We start from the raw sequence: 20,825 nt of genomic DNA, 5'->3' as shown, positions 1-20,825 counted from the left end.
TGGTTTCCTCCGGTCGGCGTCTTCGCCTTGACAGGTCGGCACTCTGATTGATAGCGCTACCAAAAATCAAGGGGAGGCGATGCTCATGGGAGGCGAGACCGCAGGCGCGGCGGCGTTTCTGCCTGTCGACTGGAACACGGCCCTGCTTGTGGGGCGCATCCAGACGGCGGCTGGCCCGACCCCTGTGATCGTGCGCGACGGCCGTCTCACCGACGTCTCCCGCGCCTTTCCGACCGTCTCGGAGATGCTCAACGCCTGGACCGGCGACGTCCCGGCCGGTGTCGACCTCGGGCCGGTTGAGGCGTTCGACTTCGCCGCCTCGCCGCTGCTCGCGCCGGTGGACCTGCAGTGCCTGAAGGCGGCCGGCGTGACCTTCGCCGTCTCGGCCGTGGAACGGGTCATCGAGGAGCGCGCCCGTGGCGACGCCGCCAGGGCCGAAGAGATTCGCGGCGACCTGCGCGACAAGGTTGGCGCCGACATCCGGGCGGTGCAGCCGGGTTCGGAAGAGGCGGCGCGACTGAAGGCGGCGCTGATCGCCGACGGCCTCTGGTCGCAGTATCTCGAGGTCGCCATCGGCCCCGACGCCGAGATCTTCACCAAGGGGCCGGTGCTGTCGGCCATGGGACACGGCGCCCAGATCGGGGTGCGCTCCGACTCGGCCTGGAACAATCCCGAGCCTGAGGTGGTGCTGGTCTGCGACGCGCAGGGGCGGGCGCTGGGCGCCACCCTCGGCAACGACGTGAACCTGCGCGACTTCGAGGGCCGCTCGGCGCTTCTGCTCGGCAAGGCCAAGGACAACAACGCCTCCTGCGCGCTGGGTCCCTTCATCCGGCTGTTCGATGGCGGGTTCACCGTCGATGACGTGCGCCGCGCCGAGGTGGAGCTCACCATCGAGGGGCGCGACAACTACCGGCTCGAGGGGCGCAGCTTCATGAGCGAGATCAGCCGCGATCCGCTCGAACTCGTCCGCCAGGCCATGAGCGAGCACCAGTATCCGGACGGCTTCGTGCTGTTCTGCGGCACCCTGTTCGCCCCGACACAGGACCGGGAGGTCCCCGGCCTCGGCTTCACCCATAAGGTGGGCGACGTGGTGCGCGTCGCGAGCCCCCGCCTGGGCGTTCTTCAGAACGAGGTGACGACCTCGAAGGCGGCCCCGCCCTGGGCCTTCGGCATCGCCGAACTGATGCGTAACCTGGCCGGACGCGGCCTGCTTTCGGCGGAGGCCGCGCGATGACCCAGACCCTACCTCAGTACATCGGCGGGGAGCGGGTGGGGGCCGACGCTCCCGAAGCGAGCCTGAACCCGTCGGACACGACCGACGTGGTGGCGCGCGTGCCGAAGGGCGGCGCGGCCGAGGTGGACGCCGCCGTCGAGGCGGCCAAGGGCGCCTTCCCGGCCTGGTCGGAAGCCTCGCCCGAGGTCCGCTCGGACCTCCTGGACAAGGTCGGCGACACGATCCTGAAGCGTCGCGAGGAGATCGGCCGGCTGCTGTCGCGGGAGGAGGGCAAGACCCTGCCCGAGGGCATCGGCGAGACGGTCAGGGCAGGCCGCATCTTCAAGTACTTCGCCGGCGAGGCCCTGCGACGCCACGGCCAGAACCTGGAGAGCGTGCGCCCGGGCGTTGAGATCCAGACCTACCGCCAGGCGGTGGGGGTCTACGGCCTGATCACCCCCTGGAACTTCCCGATCGCCATCCCGGCGTGGAAGACCGCGCCTGCGCTCGCCTTCGGCAACACCGTGGTCCTCAAGCCGGCGGGACCCACGCCCGCCACCGCCGCGGCGCTGGCCGAGATCATCTGGGAGTGCGGCGCTCCGGCCGGGGTGTTCAACATGATCTTCGGACCGGGCTCCATGGGCGCCAAGCTCGTGGAACACCCGGGAGTGGACGGCATCTCCTTCACCGGCTCGCAGACGGTGGGGGCGGGCGTCGCCCAGGCCGCCGTCGCGCGCCAGGCGCGGGTGCAGCTCGAGATGGGCGGCAAGAACCCGCTGGTGATCCTCGACGACGCCGACCTGGAGCGGGCCGTGATGGTCGCCCTCGACGGCAGCTTCTACGCCACCGGCCAGCGCTGCACGGCCTCCTCGCGGCTGATCGTCCAGGACGGCATCCACGACCGGTTCGTCCAGGCCCTGGCGGAGAAGGTGGCGGCCCTGAAGGTGGGCGACGCGCTCGATCCTTCGACCCAGATGGGTCCCGCTGTCAGCGAGGACCAGATGGAGACCAGCTACCGCTACATCGACATCGCGAAATCGGAAGGCGGCCGGGTGGTCACCGGCGGCGGGCGGCTGCAGCTCGAGAAGCCCGGCTGGTACGTCCAGCCGACCCTCATCGCCGACACCGACAAGTCCATGCGCATCAACTGCGAGGAGGTGTTCGGCCCCGTCGCCTCCACCGTGCGCGTGAAGGACTACGACGAGGCCCTGGCGGTGGCCAACGACGGCGACTTCGGCCTCTCGGCCGGGATCGTCACCACCTCGCTGAAGCACGCCCGCGACTTCCAGCGCCGGGCCAAGGCCGGCATGGTGATGATCAACCTGCCCACCGCCGGCGTCGACTACCACGTCCCCTTCGGCGGCATCCGGAAGTCGAGCTACGGCCCGCGCGAACAGGGCTTCGCCGCCGTGGAATTCTACACCCAGACCAAGACGGCCTACTCATGGGCGTGAATGTGGACGTTGTCGCCGCAGGGCAGGGTGCGGTCTATCCGAGCCTCAAGGGCCGGCGGGTGGTCATCACCGGCGGCGGCTCGGGCATCGGGGCGGGCCTCGTGGAGGCCTTCGCCCGCCAGGGCGCCGAGGTGCACTTCCTCGACGTCCTGACCCAGGAATCCGAGGCGCTCGTGAAGGCCCTGGAAGTCTCGCCGATCCGGCCGGTCTTCCACCATTGCGACCTTAAGGACGCCAGGGCCATCGCCGCCTGTTTCGAGAAGATCGGTCCGGTCCAGGTGCTGGTGAACAACGCCGGCAACGACGACCGCCACACCCTGGACGACGTGACGCCCGAGTACTTCGAGGACCGTATGGCGGTGAACCTCCGCCACATGCTGTTCTGCACCAAGGCCGTCGTCCCCGAGATGAAGAAGGCCGGCGGCGGGGCGATCATCAACTTCGGCTCGATCTCCTGGCACCTGGGGCTGCCGGACCTCGTGCTCTACGAGACCGCCAAGGCCGGCATCGAGGGCATGACCCGGGCGCTCGCCCGCGAACTGGGCCCCGACGGCATCCGGGTCAGCTGCGTGGCGCCCGGCAATGTGAAGACCCCACGCCAGATGAAATGGTACACGCCCGAAGGCGAGGCGGAGATCGTCTCGCAGCAATGCCTGAAGGGCCGGATCGAGCCGCGCGACGTGGCGGCCCTGGTGCTGTTCCTCGCCTCCGACGACGCCCGCTTCTGCACCGGCCACGAGTACTGGATCGACGCAGGCTGGCGATGACCGCGACCTCCGAGCCGGAATGCGTCTTCTCCGCCGACGCCGAGCTCGGCGAGGGACCGGTCTGGCGCGCGGAGGACGACGCGCTCTGGTTCGTGGACATCAAGGGACTTCGGATCCACCGCTATGAGCCCGCCACGGGCGCTGCTTGGAGCTGGGCGGCGCCGGCCCAGCCGGGCTTCATCGCTCCCGTCGCCGGCGGCGGCTGGATCGCCGGCCTGAAGACCGGGCTGCACCGGTTCGATTCCAGGAGCGGCCGCTTCGACCTGCTGGCGACGGTGGAGGACCCCGGCCTCGACAACCGTCTGAACGACGGCTTCGTGGACGCCCAGGGTCGGCTCTGGTTCGGCTCGATGCACGATGGGGAGACAAACCTCAGCGGCGCGCTCTACCGCCTGGACGGCCATCGGCCGGTGCGATGCGACGATGGCTACTGCATCACCAACGGACCGGCGGCTAGCCCCGACGGGCGGACGCTCTACCACACCGACACGCTGAAGAAGGTGATCTACGCCTTCGACGTCTCGGCCGGCGGCGAGATCACCGGCAAGCGGGTGTTCGCGCAGATCGACCAGGGCTATCCGGACGGCCCCGCCGTGGACGCCGAGGGCTGCGTCTGGACCGGGCTCTTCGCCGGCGGCCACGTGCGCCGCTACTCGCCGGCGGGGAACCTCCTGGAGACGGTCGAGTTCCCGGTCTCCAACATCACCAAGCTCGCCTTCGGCGGCGACGACCTGAAGACCGTCTACGCCACCACGGCGTGGAAGGGCCTCTCCAAGCCGGAGCGCGAGGCGCAGCCGCTGGCCGGCGGTCTGTTCAGCTTCCAGGTTGACGTGCCGGGCCTGCCGCAGAACGAAATGCGCAATGTCTGACCGTACCCCCGTCCGGCCCTTCCGCTCGCGCGACTGGTTCGCCAACGAAGAGCGCAGCGACATGACCGCCCTCTATCTGGAGCGGTTCATGAACTACGGCATCACGCCCGAGGAGCTCCGGAGCGGCCGGCCGATCGTCGGCATCGCCCAGACCGGGTCCGACCTGTCGCCCTGCAACCGCATCCACCTGGACCTGGCGCGCCGGGTGCGCGACGGCATCCGGGACGCGGGCGGCATTCCGATGGAATTCCCGGTCCATCCGATCTTCGAGAACTGCCGCAGGCCCACCGCAGCGCTGGACCGCAACCTCGCCTACCTCGGCTTGACCGAGATCCTCTACGGCTATCCCATCGACGCGGTGGTGCTGACCACCGGCTGCGACAAGACCACGCCCAGCGGGATCATGGCCGCCTCCACGGTCGACATCCCGGCCATCGTGCTCTCGGGCGGGCCGATGCTGGACGGCTGGCACGAGGGCGAGCTGGTGGGCTCCGGCACGGTGATCTGGCGCTCGCGGCGCAAGCTGGCCGCCGGGGAGATCGACGAGGAGGAGTTCCTGAAGCGCGCGGCGGATTCCGCCCCCTCCGCCGGCCACTGCAACACCATGGGCACCGCCTCGACCATGAACGCGGTGGCCGAGGCGCTGGGCCTGTCGCTGCCGGGCTGCGCGGCGATCCCCGCGCCCTACCGCGAGCGGGGCCAGATGGCCTATGAGACCGGCCGGCGGATCGTCGAGATGGCCTACGAAGACCTGCGACCTTCCAACATCCTGACCCGCGCGAGCTTCCTCAACGCCATCCGTACGGTGAGCGCCATCGGCGGCTCGTCCAACGCCCAGCCGCACATCGTGGCCATGGCGAGGCATGCCGGCGTCGAGGTCTCGAACGAGGACTGGATGGTCCACGGCTACGACATCCCCCTGCTCGTCAACATGCAGCCGGCCGGAAAGTACCTGGGCGAGCGCTTCCACCGGGCTGGCGGCGTCCCTGCGGTGCTCTGGGAGCTGCTGCAGGCCGGCAGGCTGGACGGCGGCTGCCTGACCGTCACCGGCCGGACGCTCGCCGAGAACATCGCCGGCCGCGAGGCGAGCGACCGCGAGGTGATCACGCCCTGGGCGACGCCGCTGAAGGCGCGGGCCGGCTTCCTGGTGCTGAAGGGCAACCTCTTCGACTTCGCGATCATGAAGACGAGCGTGATCAGCGAGGACTTCCGCGCCCGCTACCTCTCCGAACCGGGACGCGAGGGCGTCTTCGAGGGCCGCTGCGTGGTGTTCGACGGCTCCGACGACTACCATCACCGGATCAACGACCCGGCGCTGGGGATCGACGAGGGGACCATCCTGGTGATCCGCGGCTCGGGCCCGCTGGGCTGGCCCGGCTCGGCCGAGGTGGTCAACATGCAGCCGCCGGACGCCCTCATCCGGAAGGGGATCATGAGCCTGCCCACGCTGGGCGACGGGCGCCAGTCGGGGACCTCCGACAGTCCTTCGATCCTCAACGCCTCGCCGGAAAGCGCGGCGGGCGGCGGGCTCTCCTGGCTGCGCACCGGCGACGTGATCCGCATCGACCTCTCCGCCGGCCGCTGCGACGCCCTCGTGGACGAGGCCGAGATCGCTCGGCGCAGGGCCGAGGCCCCGCCGCCGGTCCCGGAGAGCCATACCCCCTGGGAAGAGCTCTACCGCGAGAAAACCGGCCAGCTCGCCGAGGGCGCCGTGCTCGAAATGGCCGTCAAATACCGGGCGATCTCGGCGCGCAATCCGCGCCACAATCACTGAGGCGAGCCGGAGGGCTTGACCATGATAGCGCTATCAATAAGGCTGTAGCGACGATCCGGCGGCCATAGAGAACCGCCGGGCATCACGAGGAATCGCGGGCCGAGGCCCGCCCAGGGAGGCGTCCAAGTGTCCACCACAGGGAATGCCCCGGCCGCCGCCGGGCTGAGCGGCGAGGCCGCACGGGTCAACATGGCGTTCATCGCCGCGATCGTGGCCGTGGCCACCATCGGCGGCTTCATGTTCGGCTACGACAGCGGGGTCATCAACGGCACGCAGGAGGGGCTGGAGAGCACCTTCAACCTCTCGAAGCTGGGCACCGGCTTCAACGTCGGCGCCATCCTGGTGGGCTGCGCCGTGGGCGCCTTCATCGCCGGCCGCCTCGCCGACCAGATCGGCCGCCGCACGGTGATGATGATCGCCGCGGTGCTGTTCATCCTGAGCGCGCTCGGCACCGGCGCGGCCGACTCCTCGGCGGTGTTCATCATCGCCCGCCTGATCGGCGGCCTGGGCGTCGGCGCGGCCAGCGTGCTGAGCCCCGTCTACATCTCCGAGGTGACGCCGGCGAACATCCGCGGGCGGCTGTCCAGCGTCCAGCAGATCATGATCATCACCGGTCTGACCGGGGCGTTCGTAGCCAACTACATCCTCGCCGCCACCGCCGGCGGCTCCACCAGCGAGTTCTGGCTGGGCTACCCGGCCTGGCGCTGGATGTTCTGGATGCAGGTGATCCCGGCCGGCGTGTTCCTGCTGACCCTGCTGCTGATCCCGGAAAGCCCGCGCTACCTGGTCGTGAAGGGCCGCGACGCCGAGGCCGAGGGCGTGCTCACCCGCCTGTTCGGCGCGGCCGAGGCCCGCCGGAAGGTGGAGGAGATCCGTTCCAGCCTCGCCGCCGACCACCATCGCCCGAAGCTGTCGGACCTGGTCGACAAGACCAGCGGCAAGCTGCGCCCGATCGTCTGGACGGGCATCGGCCTGGCCGTCTTCCAGCAGCTCGTGGGGATCAACGTCGTCTTCTACTACGGCGCGGTGCTCTGGCAGTCGGTGGGCTTCTCGGAAGACGACGCCCTGAAGATCAACATCCTCTCCGGCTCGCTCTCGATCCTCGCCTGCCTGGCCACCATCGGCCTGATCGACCGCATTGGCCGCAAGCCCCTGCTGCTGATCGGCTCGGCCGGCATGGCCGTGACCCTCGGCGTCATGGCGGCGGCGTTCTCCACCGCCAGCATGGTGGACGGCGCCGTGCAGCTATCCGACGGCGCGGGCCTCACGGCCCTGATCTCGGCCAACCTCTATGTGATCTTCTTCAACCTCAGCTGGGGCCCGGTGATGTGGGTCATGCTGGGCGAGATGTTCCCCAACCAGATCCGCGGCTCGGGCCTGGCCGTGGCCGGCTTCGCCCAGTGGACCGCGAACTTCGCGATCAGCGTCAGCTTCCCGGCGCTGGCCGCCTCCCTCGGCCTGCCGATCACCTACGGCTTCTATGCGCTGAGCGCGGCCGTCTCGTTCCTGTTCGTCCGGGCCATGGTCAAGGAGACCCGCGGCCGGGAGCTGGAGGACATGGTCGGCTAGGCGCCGTGGCCCGGCCGGCGCCGGCTACGGGTGGGCGTCGGCGCGGGTCCGGACCTCCGGCATCCCGCGAGGGGCGGCCTCGACCGGACCGCGCACCGGCCGTACTTGCGGGGCGAAGCTGTAGCCGGCGGCTCGGCGGGTCTGGATCGGGTCGTGACCCAGCACGGACACCAGCTTGCGCCGCAGGCGGCTCACCAGGCAATCCACGGCGCGGTCATAGACGTCGGCCTCGTGTCCCATGCAAAGGTCGATCAGCTCCTGGCGCGAGAGCACGGCGCCCGGCCGCTCCAGGAAGGCGCGGAGCATCAGCACCTCCTTGGTGGAGAGCGGGACCCGACGATCCATCGGGCCGACGAGGCCGGCCAGCGCCAGGTCGAACCGTGCGCCCTCGAACTCATAGGCGGAGACGGGGGCGCGGAGCGCCGGGCGGTTGCGGCGCAGGATGGCGCGGACACGGGCCAGCAGCTCGCGCCGGGCGGCGAGCGCCACGGCGTCGGCGGCCCCCGCCTCGATCGCCTCGAGCCCCAGGTCCTCTTCCCCCGGGTGGAACATGGCGACGACGGGCGGAGCTGCGCGCGCCGTGAGCAGGGGCCCGCCCGAGCCGCCGAGCGCCTCCCGGGCGGACAGGACGATAAGGTCGAAGGCCATCGCGCGCAGCGTGAGGTCGCGGGCGTCGGCGGTTTCGACCGCGAAGCCGCAGCCGGCCAGGTACTGCACGATGCGCGGCCCGTCGGGCCAGAGGCCGGGCGGCGCCACGAGTAGCCGCGGCGCCCGCGCGGCGGCGCCGGCGTGAGGTGCGGCGGGGCGCACGTCAGGCCGCGTCGGCGAACAGGTCGAAGCCGAACCGGCCGCCGCGGTCGACGACCACCTCGCCGGCGGCGATCCGCCGGCCACAGCTGCCGGCGAACGGGATGTCGGTGACGGCCACGAACTCGCCGGCCGGCCGGCGCTCCAGCAGGAAGACCACCGCAGGCTTGGCGCCCTGGTGCAGGCGGATGGCGCTGCGCACGGCGTCCGGATCGAGGCCGGTGCCGTCCGGAAGCTGGGCGGCGCGCTGCAGCAGGAGCCGCAGGCTGACGGGCACGCCCACCTCGTGCAGGCAGTCGAAGGCGCGCGCTCTCAGCGAGCCGCGCTGGCCCACGGCCTCGCGGCCGATCCACAAGACGTGGTGCGTCATGGGGGTGCGGGCGATCGCCTCGGCGAGGGCTTCGGCGCGGATCAGCTCCGTGCGACGGTGACGCATCGTTGTTCCTCCCTTTGGCTCTTCCGTGATCCGGCGGCTGTACAATTATGTATACAAGATCTGGGCGCGATGCTACACCGGCGTCGGTTCCGACCTTTCACATCCGGAAGGTTCTGTTCCTCCCGTTTTTCCCTCGGCCGGCCGCGCTTGCGCGGCTGGCCTTCTTTTTGTCCGATCACCCGCCTGCGGTCGCGCCTGATGTATGCAAAGGTGCGCACAAGGCTTCGGCATGGGGGCGAGTGTGAGGTTCGGGCGGCTCAAGTCGCAGGCGCGGACGGCGCTGGCCGCCGAGGTCGCCCGGCTGGCGGAGACGGCGATGGTCGGCGGCGCCGGCGCGGCGCTCTTCGTCCTGCTCGGCGTACCCGCCGGCGCGATCCTCGGGGCCCTGCTGTTCACCGCCGGCGCTTCCCTGGCCGGCCGGCGTCTCGGCTGGCCCGCGCCGCTCCGCGACCTGCTGTTCTTCGTCACCGGCGTGGGGGCGGGCGCCAGCGTCACGCCGGCGACGCTCGGGGCGGCGGCGGTCTGGCCGCTGTCGCTGGCCGCGCTGGTTGTCGCCACCCTCGGCATCTGGGCGGTGGGCTTCCTGGTGTTCCGAAGGCTCTCCGGCGCCGACGCCCCCACCGCCTTCTTCGCCACCTCGCCCGGCGCGCTCAGCGCCGTGATGATCCTTGCGGAAGAGGAGGGCGCCCAGCTCGTGCCCGTGGCCGTGGCGCAGACGCTGCGGATCTCGACCCTGGTGGCCATGGCTCCGCTGGCGCTCGGCTTCGGCCACGTGGCGCCGCCCGAGCCCGCGGTCTCGCCGCTCCTGCCCCAGGCCGTCGGCTGGCCGGCGGTGCTGGCGGCGGCGGCGGCCGGCGCCTGGATCGCCCGGCGGCTGGGCTGGCCGGTTCCGGTCTTCCTGGGCGCGCTTCTGGGTAGCGCGGCGCTGCACGCCACGGCCGCGGTCGATACGCGCCTGCCGCCCGCGGTGTTCACCGTCGCCGCCGCGGGCCTGGGCGCGGTGATCGGCTCGCGCTTCGCCGGCATCCGACCCCGGGACCTGCTGGCCCTGACGCCCGCCAGCCTTGCGAGCCTCGCGGCCATGGCGCTGGTGAGCGCCCCGGTGGGGGCGCTGGCCGGCTGGCTCTCCGGCGTCGGTCCGGCCGCCGGCCTGATGGCCTTCGCGCCGGGCAGCATGGAGATGATGGTGGCCGTCTCGCTCAGCCTGAACGCCAACCCGGCCTATGTGGCGGCCCACCATGTCGCCCGCACCCTGCTGCTCCTGGGGCTCCTGCCGCTGCTTGCCACCCGTTGGCGCACGCGGACGTGAATTGTATGCAAGGTTGACTCCCTCTCCTCGGCGGCGCAGGAGTGAGGCCAATATCCTATCGGATTTTGCATGCCGCTTGTCTCCCTGGCCGACGCCCGGAACACGGCGCTGACGGCGCTCCGCGCCGCCGGCGTTCCCGAGGCGCACGCCCGGCTCCAGGCCGAGGTGCTGCTGGAGGGCGAGCTGCGCGGGACCCCGTCCCACGGCCTGCTGCGGCTGCCGAGGCTGGTGCGCCGCATCGCCAACGGGGTGGTCGACCCCACGGCCCGCGGCCGGCACGCCTGGCGCGGGCCCGCCTTCCTCGCGGTCGATGGCGAGCGCGGCCTGGGCCCCGTCGTGGCTGCGCGGGCGCTGGACGGAGCGATCGCCCGGGCGCGGGAGACCGGGGTCGCCGTCGCGGCCGTCGCCAACAGCAACCACCTGGGCATGCTGGCCTGGTACGCAGAACGCGCGGCCGACGCGGGGCTCGCGGCCATCGCGCTGACCACCAGCGAGGCCCTGGTGCATCCCTGGGGCGGCCGCACCGCCATGATCGGAACCAACCCGATCGCCATCGGCGTGCCCACGGCCGACGGCGCGTTCGTCATGGACACCGCCACCGGCGTGGTCTCGATGGGCAAGATCCACGACCACGCCCACCGCGGCCTGCCGCTGGAGCCCGGCTGGGCGCTCGACGCCGACGGAGCGCCCACCACCGATGCCGACCGCGCCAAGGCCGGCGCCATCGCCCCGTTCGGCGGGGCCAAGGGCTATGCGCTCGGCCTGGCGGTGGAGCTGCTGGTGGCCGCGCTCACCGGATCGGCGCTCGGCCGCGAGGTGACGGGCACGCTGGACGACGCCACCGCCTGCAACAAGGGCGACCTCTTCATCGTCATCGATCCCGGCGCCGCGGGCCAGGGGCAGGCGCTCGCCGCCTACCTCGACGCGATCCGGCGCATGCCGCCGGCGGAGGGTTTCGACGCCGTCCGTGTCCCTGGTGATCGGGCCCGCGCGACACGCGCCGCCCGCGCGAGCGAGGGCCTGCCGGTGGCCGACGACGTCTGGACTGAACTGCAGGCCCTGGCCGCCAGGGCCGCCAAGGAGGAAACCATCCCATGACCCTGTTCGCCGCCACGCGCCCGCCGCGCCACATCGCCGTCGGCCCCGGCCAGCGCCACGCCATCGGCGCATACGCCCGCGCCTACGGCAGCCGCGCCCTGATCTGCACCGACGAGCGCATGGGCCAGGACCCGGCGCTGCGCGACCTAGTCGACTCCCTGGCCGCCGCGGGGGTGGAGAGCCGCGTCTACGACCGCACCCTGCCCGAGGTCCCGATGAGCTCGGTGGCCGAGTGCATGGAGATCGCCCGCGCCTTTGGCCCGGACCTCCTGGTGGGCCTCGGCGGCGGCAGCTGCATGGACCTGACCAAGGTGGTGGCCGTCCTGCTCGCCCACGGCGGCGAGCCGCACGACTACTACGGCGAGTTCAAGGTGCCGGGCCCGGTCCTGCCGGTGATCGCGGTGCCGACCACCGCCGGCACCGGCTCGGAAGTCACCCCCGTGGCCGTGGTCGCCGATCCGGAGAAGACGCTGAAGGTCGGCATCGCCAGCCCCGAGCTGATCCCGCTGGTGGCCCTGTGCGACCCCGAGCTCACCATGACCTGCCCGCCGGGGCTGACGGCCGCCTCAGGCTCCGACGCCATGACGCACGCGGTCGAGGCCTTCATGGCCGCCCGGCGCGAGCCCTCGTCGGACCTCACCTACAGCCACGTCTTCCTGGGCAAGAACGCCTTCAGCGACATGTACGCCCTGCAGGCCATCGCCAAGATCTCGGCCAACCTGGAGACGGCGGTGAAGAACGGCTCCGACGTGAAGGCCCGCGAGAACATGATGTGGGCCTCGATGCTGGCGGGCCTGGCCTTCGGCGCCGCCGGCACCGCCGCGGCCCACGCCCTGCAGTATCCGGTGGGCGCGCTGACCCACACCGCCCACGGCCTGGGGGTCGCCTGCCTGCTGCCCTACGTCATGGAGTACAACCGGCCGAGCTGCGTGCCCGAGCTGGTGCAGATCGCCGACGCCATGGGACTGCCGCGGACCGGCGAGGACGACGAGGCCCGGGCCATCGCCGCGATCGATGCGGTGGAGGACCTGTTCATCCGCGTGGGCATCCCGCGCACGATCCGCGACCTCGGCCTCGCCGACGACCAGCTCGACTGGGCCGCCGACCAGGCCATGGGCGCCGCGCGCCTGGTGAAGAACAACCCCCGCGCCCTGGACGTGGCCGCCATGGGCCACATCCTGCACGCCGCCCAGACCGGCGCCCGCGCCGACCTGCGCAAGCTCCCCGCCTAGGAAGGAAATCCAAGTGTCCGTCGCTTCCCAGAAGGTCGCCGAGCCGGCGACGTCCCTGAAGACCGATCTCTACATCGCAGGCCAGTGGCTGCCGGGCGGCGGCGCCCAGCGCATCGAGGTGATCGACCCCTCCACCGGCAAGCTGATCGCCACCGTCGCCGACGGTACGGTCGAGGACGGCAAGGCCGCCGTCGACGCCGCCGCGGCCGCCGCCGCCGACTGGGCCGCCACTCCGCCGCGCAAGCGCGCCGAGGTGCTGCGCAAGGCCTTCGAGCTGATGACCGGCCGGGCCGAGGAGTTCGCCCAGCTGATCTCACTCGAGAACGGCAAGGCCCTGCCCGACGCCCGCGGGGAGGTGGCCTATGCCGCCGAGTTCTTCCGCTGGTTCTCGGAAGAGGCCGTGCGGATCATCGGCGACATCACCATGGCCCCCAGCGGCGCCAACCGGATCATGGTGCAGTACCAGCCGATCGGCGTGGCGGTGCTGATCACGCCGTGGAACTTCCCGGCGGCCATGGCCACGCGGAAGATCGCGCCGGCGCTCGCCGCCGGCTGCACCTGCGTGCTGAAGCCGGCCGCCGAGACCCCGCTCACGGCCTTCGCCATGGCGGCCCTGCTCGAGGAGGCCGGCGTGCCCAAGGGCGTCGTCAACGTCGTCACCACCTCCACCCCCGGCGAGGTGGTCTCGGCGATCATGGCCGACCCGCGGGTGCGCAAGCTCTCCTTCACCGGCTCCACCAACGTCGGCCGGATCCTGCTGCGCGGCGCCGCCGACACGGTGCTGAGCTGCTCCATGGAGCTGGGCGGCAACGCGCCCTTCATCGTCTTCGACGACGCCGACCTCGAGGCGGCGCTCGACGGCGCCATGCTGGCCAAGATGCGCAACGGCGGCGAGGCCTGCACGGCGGCGAACCGCTTCTATGTGCAATCCGGCATCTTCGACCGCTTCGTTGAGGGCTTCGCCAAGCGGATGGGGGCCATGAAGGTCGGCCCCGGCTATGACGAGGCCACCCAGTGCGGCCCGGTGATCACCCCCGCGGCGCTCAGGAAGATCGACGCCCTGGTGCAGGACGCGGTCGGGCAGGGCGCGGAGGTCAAGGTCGGCGGCAAGCCGCTCGACCAGGACGGCTACTTCTACCCGCCGACCGTGCTGGCCGGCGTGCCGGCGGACGCGCGGATCATAAACGAGGAGATCTTCGGCCCCGTGGCGCCGGTGGTGCGCTTCGAGAGCGAGGACGAGGCGATCGCCGCAGCCAACGACACCGAGTACGGCCTGATCGCCTACGTCTACACCCGCGACCTGGCCCGCGGCCTCAGGGTCTCCGAGAAGGTGGAGGCCGGCATGATCGGGCTGAACCGCGGCATCGCCTCGGACCCGGCCGCGCCCTTCGGCGGGGTGAAGCAGAGCGGCCTCGGGCGCGAGGGCGCCCACCACGGCATCCTGGAATTCCTGGAGGCCAAGTACATCGCCACCACCTGGTGACGGGACCCCGGCATACGGGCGAGGCGGCCGCAGCCGTCTCGCCGATCCGCCGGCCGGTGGGGCTGGGGGAGGAGGTCTACGCCGTCCTCTTCGCACAGCTCATGTCGCTGCAGATCGCGCCGGGCGCGCGGCTGACCATTGATGCGCTGGCCCGCGAGCTCGGCGTCTCGCCGACGCCGGTGCGCGAGGCGCTGGGGCGGCTGGAGGGCGAGGGGCTGATCCAGCGCACGCACCTGCTCGGCTATCGCGCCGCCCCTCAGCTCAGCGGCCGGCAGTTCGAGGAGCTCTATGAGTTGCGCCTGCTGCTGGAGCCGCAGGCGGCGGCGCGGGCGGCCGAGACCATCTCCGACGCCGCGCTCGCGGAACTGGTCGCGCTCGGCCGGCAGATGACCGCCGGCGATGAGGGTGGGGCGCTCGCCTACGGCCGCTTCGCCCAGCTCGACAAGCTGTTCCACGACCAGATCGCGCACGCCGGCGGCAACAGCCTTATCGAGGACGCGCTCGCCCGCCTGCACACCCACGTGCATCTGTTCCGCCTGATGTACGCCGCCAACGTGACCCGCGGCGCGCTGGCCGAGCATGCCGCGGTCGTCGCGGCGCTGGAGCGGCGGGACGGCGCGGCCGCCGCCCGGGCCATGCGGACGCACATCGAGCGGTCCCGGGCCCGCTTCGCCGCACGCGTCGCCGGCTGACCTTGCGCGCAAGAGCCGGTGCGTGGCGAGTAGACGACAACCTGGGCGCGATTACTTAGAACGCTAGGCAAAGCGCCGTTCTGCGAACCTATCGCAGTTGTATTCATCTTTTCGGACAAGGCTTGTGGCCGGAGGCCCGCTCCGGGATACTATGTCCGATGAGTCAAAAACAAGCCGCCGTTCCCGCCGTGGAACCCGCTCCGGTTGCGCAGGACCGGAAGCAACCTCCGATGCGACAGCAGAAGGGCTGGCGCCACAAGGACGCCGTGAGCCTGCTTCGGGAGATGATCCTGTCGGGCGAGCTGGAGCCGGGCGAGCGGCTGCGCGAGGTGGCGATCAGCGAGCGGCTCGGCATGTCCCGCACGCCGGTGCGGGAGGCCTTCCGCACCCTCGCCGCCGAAGGCCTGGTGGAGCTGCTGCCGAACCGAAGTGTCGTGGTCGCAGAGCTCAACGAGAGCGAATCCATCGACGTCTTCTCGGTGCTGGGCACGCTGGAGGCGCTCGCCGCCCAGCAGGCCGCCCAGCGGATGACTCCCGAGCAGCTCGACCGCCTGCGCGAGCTGCAGGAGGAGATGGAGCTCCATTTCCGTAATCACGACCGCGCCGAGTACATCCGCGCCAACCGGGCGATCCACGAGCTGATGGTGGAGTCCTCGCGCAACAGCTCGCTGATCCTGGCCTGGCGGATGATCGTGCCGCGCGCCGAGCGGGTCCGTTCGGTGAACACCCTGGACCGCCACCGCTGGGCCATAGCGCTCGAGGAGCACCGCAAGATCTTCGCGGCGCTGGCGGCCCGCGACGGGCCGCTGCTCAGCTCGCTGATGCAGGACCACTTCGCGCAGGGTGTGATCGAGCGCATCTCCCAGACCAAGAGCCGGGTGCGGGTGCGGGCGCTCACCTCCGCCGGCGCCGCCCCGCAGACGCCGGCCGCGGCCCCGGCCGAGGCGGACTAGAGCGGCAGGGCGGCGAGGGCGTCGGTCAGACGCCCTTCCACTCCGGCTTCTTCTTGTCGATGAAATTGCGGACCCCGTTCCGGAAATCCTCGCTGCCGTAGACCTCCTCGATGAGGTCGCTCATGTCGGGCAGGGCGCGATAGGTCAGCCGGCGCATGGCCTCCTTGCTCGCCTTCAGCGAAACCGGCGCCATGCCGGCCAGCTTCTCGCAAAGCGCGTCGACGGCGGCGTCGAGGCCTTCCGGCTCGACGATGGAGTGAAGCAGGCCCAGGCCCATCATCTCCTGGGCCGTCACCATCTCGCCCAGTAGCAGCATGCGCTTGGCCTGGGCGACGCCCACATGGCCGACCAGCCGGGCGTAGCCCTTGGCCGACAGGCAGTTGCCGATGGTGCGGCCGAGCGGCGAGCCGAACTTGGCGCTGGGCGTGGCGATGCGGATGTCGGCCGCGCAGGACAGGGCGACGCCCCCGCCGACCGCCCAGCCCTCCACGACGGCGACGACCGGCTGGGGCAGGGCCTCCACCGCACCGATGTACTCGTCCATGCGAGCTTCGTAGGCCAGGCCGTCCTGGCCGGAGGTGAAGCTCAGGAAGCCGGTGATGTCCGTGCCGGAGAGGAAGGCCTTGCCGCCGGCCCCGCGCAGGGTGACGACGCGAACGCTGCGGTCCTTCGCCACTTCGCGGCAGACCTGGCCGAGGTCGCTCCACATCTGGGCGGTGAGCGCGTTCAGCGCGCCCGGATTGTCGAAGGTGATCTTCCCGACCGCTCCGACCTTTTCATAGACGAGCCGGCCCTCGCTCATGACGCGGTCGCCCCGGCCGTGCTGGCGGGAAGCAGGCCGCGCTCGGCGAGTTCCTTGCGGATCTCCGCGCCGTGCTCGCCGAGCAGGGGCGGCGGGTAGCGCACCTCCTGCGGCGTGCCGGTGAGCTTCACCGGGAAGCCCAGCGACTTGAACGATCCCTCCACGGGATGGGCGATGTCCATCACCATGTTGCGGGCCTTCACGTGGTCGCTCGCGAGCGCCTGCTCGTAGTCATAGATCTGCCCGGCCGGGACGCCGCCCGCCAGCAGGGCCTCCACCCACTGGTCGACCGTGCGCATGAGGAAGGTCGGCTTCAGGAGCTCGATCAGCGCCGCATTGTTGGCGACCCGGTCGCTGTTCTGCTTGAAGCGCGGATCGTCGGCCAACTCCTGGCGGCCGATCACCTCCAGGAAGGCGAGCCACAGCTTCTGATTGGCGGCCCCGAAAACGAAGTAGCCGTCCGAGGCCTTCACCGCCTGGTAGGGCGCCGACATCCGGTTGGCCGTGCCGAGCGGCTTCGGCGACTTGCCCGTGCCCCAGAGCTCTGTCGTCGCCCAGACCGAGAGGCCGAGGGCGGCCTCGAACAGGGACGCGTCGATGAACTGGCCCTCGCCGGTCTTCTCCCGGCCGTAGAGAGCGCCCAGGATGGCGTAGGCGGCGAACATGCCGGCCCCGAGGTCGCCGACCGGGATGTCGCTCTTCACCGGCTCTCCGTCGGGGTGGCCGGTGGCGCTGATCACGCCGGACATCGCCTGGGCGATCAGGTCGAATCCGGGCCGCAGGGCCCAGGGACCGGTCTGGCCGAAGCCGGAAATGGAGGCGTAGATGAGCCTGGGGTTGATCGCGCTCACCTGCTCCCAGCTCATGCCCAGGCGCGCGGCGACGCCGGGCCGACCGTTCTCGACCATGACGTCGGCGGTCTTGACGAGGGCATGCAGCACCTCGCGATCGGCGGGGTCCTTCAGATCGAGGGCGATGCTGCGCTTGTTGCGGTTCAGCGCCAGGAACCCCGGGCTGTCCTCGCCCTTCAGCCGGAAGCCCATCGAACGCCGCGTCGAATCACCGACGCCGGGCGGCTCGATCTTGATCACGTCGGCGCCGAGATCTCCCAGCAGCATGCAGCAGAAGGGGCCTGCCATGACCTGGGAGACGTCCAGTACGCGGATTCCGGTCAACGGCGGCATTCGACGCTTTCCTCCTGGCGGGCACGCGGGCCGGGCCCGTCTGTCGATTGATCAAAACGTGTATACAAGACGTGCAGCGGGTCAAGCTCATTTGCCTGCGCCCCGAGGCCGCAAGCTCCGTCCGCGAATGATTCTCACCTTCGGCGTCAGGAAACCGACGGTTGGGCTGCTTGTGTGGCCCTCGCTTGTATGCAACGCTTCCCGAAAGCCGAGGCGCGAAGACAAGACATAAAGGGAGGCGCCCCAGCGGACGGATCGAGCCGTGGCTCGCCGTCGGCGTTCCGCGGAGCCGTCCGGCGCCGCGTGCGGGCCTTCCTCCGTCCTGACGCAGCGCCCAAGAGCCAGTGCTGGAGGTCCTTTAGAGATGATCCTGGGTAAGCTTCGCCACACCTTCGCCGCCGCGGCGCTCGCGGCCGGAGCCTGGGCCGCCGCCGCGCCAGCGCTGGCGCAGGGCGCCACGGTGCTCCGGAACTTCACCCTGATCGACGGCACGGGCCGGGCGGCCCAGCCGGGCTCGGCGCTGGTGATCGGCGAGAACGGCCGCATCAAGTGGGTGGGGCCCGCCGCCCGGTTGAAGGCGCCCGCCGGCGCGAAGACCGTGGACCTCGGCGGCAAGTACGTCATGCCGGGGCTGATCGACCTGCACGTCCATGTGGGCAATGTGGTCGACCTCACCCAGGACTACCGCAACTTCACCCGCGCCAACGTCGAGAAGGACCTGAAGCAGTACGCCGCCTACGGCGTGACCACGGTGCTCGCCATGGGCACCGAGGGCGACGCCATCTTCCCCCTGCGCGCGGAGCAGCGCGCCACGGGGCGCCCGTCGATGGCCCGCGTCTACACCGCCGGCCAGGGCGTGGTTTTCAAGGGCGGCTACGGCGGCGTGCCCGGCCTGAACCAGCAGGTGGCGACGCCCGAGGAGGCCCGCCGCGCCGTCGACGTCCAGGCCGGCAAGGGCGTGGACGTGATCAAGCTCTGGCTCGACGACGAGCTCGGAACAATGCCGAAGATGCCGCCGGAGGTCACCGCCGCGGTCATCGACCAGGCGCACAAGCGGGGCCTGAAGGTCCTGGCGCACATCTTCTACCTGGAGGACGCCAAGCGGGTCGTGGACCAGGGCGTCGACGGCCTCGTGCACAGCGTGCGCGACCAGGCCGTGGACCAGGCGCTGATCGACGCCATGAAGCGCCGCGGGACCTGGCAGCTCGCCGAGACCCTGTCGCGCGAGGCCTCGATGTTCGCCTATGGCATCCCGCCGTCGCCGGTGCTGAACGACCCCTTCTTCGCCGCCGCCGTGTCGCCCGCCGCGCTCGCCCAGCTGCGCAGCCCCGAGCGGCAGAAGACGGTGGCCTCGAACCCGCACTTCCACGACTACCCGCGCTTCCTGGAGACGGCGAAGGCCAATCTGAAGCGCCTGTCGGATGGCGGCGTGAAGTACGGCTTCGGCACAGACTCCGGCCCCCCCGGCCGCTTCGCCGGCTACTTCTCGCACTGGGAACTCGCGCTCATGGTCGAGTCCGGCGCGACGCCCGCCGAGGCGATCCGCACGGCCACCGGGACCGCCGCCGAGTTCCTCGGCGCCAAGGACCTCGGCACGCTGGCGGCCGGCAAGTGGGCCGACCTTGTGGTGCTGGGCGCCGACCCGCTCGCCGACATCAGGAACAGCCGCAGGATCGAGGCCGTCTACGTCGCCGGCCGCCCGGTCCCGCCCGTCCGCCCCTAGCCGCCGCAGGGCCGCGCAAGACGGCCCGCCACATCCCGAACAAGTGACAGTCGAGGAAACGTCGATGACCGCCTCTGCGCCCCGCGCGCGTCCCACGCGCACCCGCCACGTCGTGCTGTGGCTGACGGTCGCCGTCTACATGATCACCTACATGGACCGGGTGGCGATCTCCGCCGCGGTGCCGTCGATCCAGAAGGAGTTCGGCTTCTCGACGGTGACGATCGGCTGGATCCTGGCCGCCTTCCAGCTCAGCTACGCCATGTTCCAGATCCCCGGCGGCTGGCTCGGCGACCGGTTCGGGCCGAGGCGGGCGCTCTCGGGCGTCGTGGTCTGGTGGTCGATATTCACGGCGGCCACCGCCTTCACCTGGTCCGCCGCCTCGATGATCGTCTGCCGCTTCCTGTTCGGCATGGGGGAGGCCGGCGCCTTCCCGATCGCCACCCGGTCCCTGTCGCGCTGGATGCTACCGTCGGAACGCGGCTGGGCCCAGGGCGTCACCCACGCGGGCTCCCGTCTCGGCGGCGCGCTCACCCCGGTCATCGCCGTGGCCCTGATCGCCGCCTTCGGCTGGCGCGGGCCCTTCATCATCTTCGCCCTGATCGGCGTGGTCTGGGCCGTGGTCTGGTTCTGGTATTATCGCGACAGCCCGGCCGAGCACCGCTTCGTCAACGAGCCGGAACGTGAGCTGATCGCCGGCGCGCTCGGCCGCCGTTCGGGCCCGGGCCGCGGCTCGGTGCCCTGGAAGCAGATCCTGACGGCCCCGCAGATGTGGATCCTGGCGGCGATGTACGCCTGCTACGGCTATTCCATCGGCATCTACCTGTCCTGGTTCCCCAAGTACCTGGTCGACGCCCACGGGTTCACCCTGGCGAAGATGGGCCTCTACGCCAGCCTGCCGCTGCTGGCCGGCGTGCTCGGCGACATCGCCGGCGGCTGGAGTTCGGACCTGATCGTCAAGCGCACGGGCAACCTGAAGATGGGCCGCCGCATCGTGGCCATCGTCGGCTTCATCGTGGCCGGCTCGATGATCATGCTGGCCGTCAACCAGACCGACCCGGAGACGGGCGTCGCCTTCTTCTGCCTGGCCGTCTTCGGCCTGGAGCTCACCGTGGGCGTGTCGTGGGCGGTGGCGCTGGACATCGGCGACGAGTACGCGGGCTCGGTCTCGGCCGTGATGAACACCGCCGGCAACCTGGGCGCCACGGTCTCGGCGGCGGCCACGGGATACCTCGTCACCCTCTACGGCTGGAGCACGGCCTTCGGCGTGCTGGCGGGGCTGGCGGCCGTGGCGGCCTTCCTGTTCCTCTGGATCGACGCCTCGCGGCGGGTGTACCGCGGCGCCGAGGCGGTGGCGGCTCCGGCCTAGGCGAGGCGCGCGGACGTCCGAAAGGCTTGTCCGCGCGCCGCCGATCGGCAAGACCGGGCGTCTCTATCCGGACGCGCCGCCTGCCGCGTCTGCC

General features: G+C 71.2%; 18 protein-coding genes. 14 read left to right on the top strand and 4 right to left on the bottom strand.

The features are described from left to right. Positions 1 to 85 precede the first annotated feature (85 nt). From VM685_RS05170 to VM685_RS05145, 6 genes are all read left to right on the top strand, one after another. Positions 86 to 1,234 carry a fumarylacetoacetate hydrolase family protein gene (locus VM685_RS05170; RefSeq protein WP_325459055.1) on the top strand — a complete coding sequence of 383 codons (1,149 nt, stop codon included), beginning with the start codon at positions 86 to 88 and terminating at the stop codon, positions 1,232 to 1,234. Continuing rightward, positions 1,231 to 2,667: an aldehyde dehydrogenase family protein gene (locus VM685_RS05165; RefSeq protein ID WP_325459054.1), complete on the top strand. Its 1,437-nt coding sequence runs from the start codon at positions 1,231 to 1,233 to the stop codon at positions 2,665 to 2,667. Before VM685_RS05170 ends, VM685_RS05165 begins: the two co-directional genes overlap by 4 nt. After that, a complete protein-coding gene (locus VM685_RS05160; RefSeq protein WP_325459053.1) occupies positions 2,658 to 3,434 on the top strand; it encodes an SDR family oxidoreductase in 777 nt (258 codons plus the stop codon). Before VM685_RS05165 ends, VM685_RS05160 begins: the two co-directional genes overlap by 10 nt. Continuing rightward, on the top strand, positions 3,431 to 4,303 hold the full coding sequence (locus VM685_RS05155; protein WP_325459052.1) for an SMP-30/gluconolactonase/LRE family protein: 873 nt from the start codon (positions 3,431 to 3,433) through the stop codon (positions 4,301 to 4,303). The genes VM685_RS05160 and VM685_RS05155 overlap by 4 nt, the downstream gene beginning before the upstream one ends. Next, positions 4,296 to 6,077, top strand: coding sequence for an IlvD/Edd family dehydratase (locus VM685_RS05150; protein WP_325459051.1), 1,782 nt, complete (start codon positions 4,296 to 4,298; stop codon positions 6,075 to 6,077). The genes VM685_RS05155 and VM685_RS05150 overlap by 8 nt, the downstream gene beginning before the upstream one ends. A 189-nt stretch (positions 6,078 to 6,266) precedes the next feature. Next, positions 6,267 to 7,646 carry a sugar porter family MFS transporter gene (locus VM685_RS05145; RefSeq protein ID WP_414693344.1) on the top strand — a complete coding sequence of 460 codons (1,380 nt, stop codon included), beginning with the start codon at positions 6,267 to 6,269 and terminating at the stop codon, positions 7,644 to 7,646. 24 nt (positions 7,647 to 7,670) lie between these two features. On the opposite strand, the gene VM685_RS05140 is transcribed toward VM685_RS05145, so the two are convergent. Both VM685_RS05140 and VM685_RS05135 read right to left on the bottom strand, forming a co-directional pair. After that, positions 7,671 to 8,402 carry a response regulator transcription factor gene (locus tag VM685_RS05140; RefSeq protein WP_325459049.1) on the bottom strand — a complete coding sequence of 244 codons (732 nt, stop codon included), beginning with the start codon at positions 8,400 to 8,402 and terminating at the stop codon, positions 7,671 to 7,673. A gap of 55 nt (positions 8,403 to 8,457) precedes the next feature. Further along, positions 8,458 to 8,889 (bottom strand): hypothetical protein, encoded by a 432-nt coding sequence (locus VM685_RS05135; protein WP_325459048.1) that lies wholly within the window; start codon positions 8,887 to 8,889, stop codon positions 8,458 to 8,460. A 229-nt stretch (positions 8,890 to 9,118) separates the two neighbouring features. Here VM685_RS05135 and VM685_RS05130 point away from each other — a divergent pair, with 229 nt between their 5' ends. The 6 genes from VM685_RS05130 (at position 9,119) to VM685_RS05105 (ending at position 15,656) form a co-directional block, all read left to right on the top strand. Next, positions 9,119 to 10,198, top strand: coding sequence for an AbrB family transcriptional regulator (locus VM685_RS05130; protein WP_325459047.1), 1,080 nt, complete (start codon positions 9,119 to 9,121; stop codon positions 10,196 to 10,198). Between the two features lie 69 nt (positions 10,199 to 10,267). Beyond that, complete coding sequence (locus VM685_RS05125; RefSeq protein WP_325459046.1) at positions 10,268 to 11,296, top strand: Ldh family oxidoreductase; 1,029 nt, start codon at positions 10,268 to 10,270, stop codon at positions 11,294 to 11,296. Next, positions 11,293 to 12,528, top strand: a complete 1,236-nt coding sequence (locus tag VM685_RS05120; protein ID WP_325459045.1) for an iron-containing alcohol dehydrogenase — start codon at positions 11,293 to 11,295, stop codon at positions 12,526 to 12,528. The genes VM685_RS05125 and VM685_RS05120 overlap by 4 nt, the downstream gene beginning before the upstream one ends. Before the next feature lie 13 nt (positions 12,529 to 12,541). Further along, positions 12,542 to 14,011: an NAD-dependent succinate-semialdehyde dehydrogenase gene (locus VM685_RS05115; protein ID WP_325459044.1), complete on the top strand. Its 1,470-nt coding sequence runs from the start codon at positions 12,542 to 12,544 to the stop codon at positions 14,009 to 14,011. Continuing rightward, positions 14,008 to 14,703, top strand: a complete 696-nt coding sequence (locus VM685_RS05110) for a GntR family transcriptional regulator (RefSeq protein ID WP_325459043.1) — start codon at positions 14,008 to 14,010, stop codon at positions 14,701 to 14,703. The genes VM685_RS05115 and VM685_RS05110 overlap by 4 nt, the downstream gene beginning before the upstream one ends. 230 nt (positions 14,704 to 14,933) lie before the next feature. Continuing rightward, positions 14,934 to 15,656, top strand: a complete 723-nt coding sequence (locus VM685_RS05105) for a GntR family transcriptional regulator (protein ID WP_325459042.1) — start codon at positions 14,934 to 14,936, stop codon at positions 15,654 to 15,656. A 25-nt stretch (positions 15,657 to 15,681) separates the two neighbouring features. On the opposite strand, the gene VM685_RS05100 is transcribed toward VM685_RS05105, so the two are convergent. After that, positions 15,682 to 16,458 (bottom strand): enoyl-CoA hydratase/isomerase family protein, encoded by a 777-nt coding sequence (locus VM685_RS05100; protein ID WP_325459041.1) that lies wholly within the window; start codon positions 16,456 to 16,458, stop codon positions 15,682 to 15,684. Continuing rightward, the gene (locus VM685_RS05095; RefSeq protein WP_325459040.1) at positions 16,455 to 17,642 is read right to left on the bottom strand and encodes a CoA transferase; all 1,188 of its coding nucleotides are present in this window, start codon (positions 17,640 to 17,642) and stop codon (positions 16,455 to 16,457) included. The genes VM685_RS05100 and VM685_RS05095 overlap by 4 nt, the downstream gene beginning before the upstream one ends. A 364-nt stretch (positions 17,643 to 18,006) precedes the next feature. Here VM685_RS05095 and VM685_RS05090 point away from each other — a divergent pair, with 364 nt between their 5' ends. Together VM685_RS05090 and VM685_RS05085 are read left to right on the top strand one after the other, a co-directional pair. Continuing rightward, on the top strand, positions 18,007 to 19,365 hold the full coding sequence (locus tag VM685_RS05090; protein ID WP_325459039.1) for an amidohydrolase family protein: 1,359 nt from the start codon (positions 18,007 to 18,009) through the stop codon (positions 19,363 to 19,365). Between the two features lie 64 nt (positions 19,366 to 19,429). Further along, entirely contained in the window at positions 19,430 to 20,731 is a 1,302-nt protein-coding gene (locus VM685_RS05085; RefSeq protein WP_325459038.1) for an MFS transporter, read from the top strand. Positions 20,732 to 20,825 lie beyond the last annotated feature (94 nt).

The sequence above is a fragment of the Phenylobacterium sp. genome (assembly GCF_035539035.1).
Classification (GTDB): domain Bacteria; phylum Pseudomonadota; class Alphaproteobacteria; order Caulobacterales; family Caulobacteraceae; genus Phenylobacterium.
The sequence above is the reverse complement of the archived record's forward strand: the minus strand, read 5'-3'. Positions and strand labels throughout refer to the sequence as shown.

Excerpts from the sequence above, each read along its gene's own strand:
- VM685_RS05145 (WP_414693344.1), top strand. The coding sequence starts at position 6,267 with ATGGCGTTCATCGCCGCGATCGTGGCCGTGGCCACCATCGGCGGCTTC.
- VM685_RS05135 (WP_325459048.1), bottom strand. The coding sequence starts at position 8,889 with ATGCGTCACCGTCGCACGGAGCTGATCCGCGCCGAAGCCCTCGCCGAG.
- VM685_RS05150 (WP_325459051.1), top strand. The coding sequence starts at position 4,296 with ATGTCTGACCGTACCCCCGTCCGGCCCTTCCGCTCGCGCGACTGGTTC.
- VM685_RS05100 (WP_325459041.1), bottom strand. The coding sequence starts at position 16,458 with ATGAGCGAGGGCCGGCTCGTCTATGAAAAGGTCGGAGCGGTCGGGAAG.
- VM685_RS05095 (WP_325459040.1), bottom strand. The coding sequence starts at position 17,642 with ATGCCGCCGTTGACCGGAATCCGCGTACTGGACGTCTCCCAGGTCATG.
- VM685_RS05130 (WP_325459047.1), top strand. The coding sequence starts at position 9,119 with ATGGGGGCGAGTGTGAGGTTCGGGCGGCTCAAGTCGCAGGCGCGGACG.
- VM685_RS05170 (WP_325459055.1), top strand. The coding sequence starts at position 86 with ATGGGAGGCGAGACCGCAGGCGCGGCGGCGTTTCTGCCTGTCGACTGG.
- VM685_RS05125 (WP_325459046.1), top strand. The coding sequence starts at position 10,268 with ATGCCGCTTGTCTCCCTGGCCGACGCCCGGAACACGGCGCTGACGGCG.
- VM685_RS05085 (WP_325459038.1), top strand. The coding sequence starts at position 19,430 with ATGACCGCCTCTGCGCCCCGCGCGCGTCCCACGCGCACCCGCCACGTC.
- VM685_RS05155 (WP_325459052.1), top strand. The coding sequence starts at position 3,431 with ATGACCGCGACCTCCGAGCCGGAATGCGTCTTCTCCGCCGACGCCGAG.
- VM685_RS05105 (WP_325459042.1), top strand. The coding sequence starts at position 14,934 with ATGCGACAGCAGAAGGGCTGGCGCCACAAGGACGCCGTGAGCCTGCTT.
- VM685_RS05160 (WP_325459053.1), top strand. The coding sequence starts at position 2,658 with ATGGGCGTGAATGTGGACGTTGTCGCCGCAGGGCAGGGTGCGGTCTAT.
- VM685_RS05090 (WP_325459039.1), top strand. The coding sequence starts at position 18,007 with ATGATCCTGGGTAAGCTTCGCCACACCTTCGCCGCCGCGGCGCTCGCG.
- VM685_RS05165 (WP_325459054.1), top strand. The coding sequence starts at position 1,231 with ATGACCCAGACCCTACCTCAGTACATCGGCGGGGAGCGGGTGGGGGCC.
- VM685_RS05120 (WP_325459045.1), top strand. The coding sequence starts at position 11,293 with ATGACCCTGTTCGCCGCCACGCGCCCGCCGCGCCACATCGCCGTCGGC.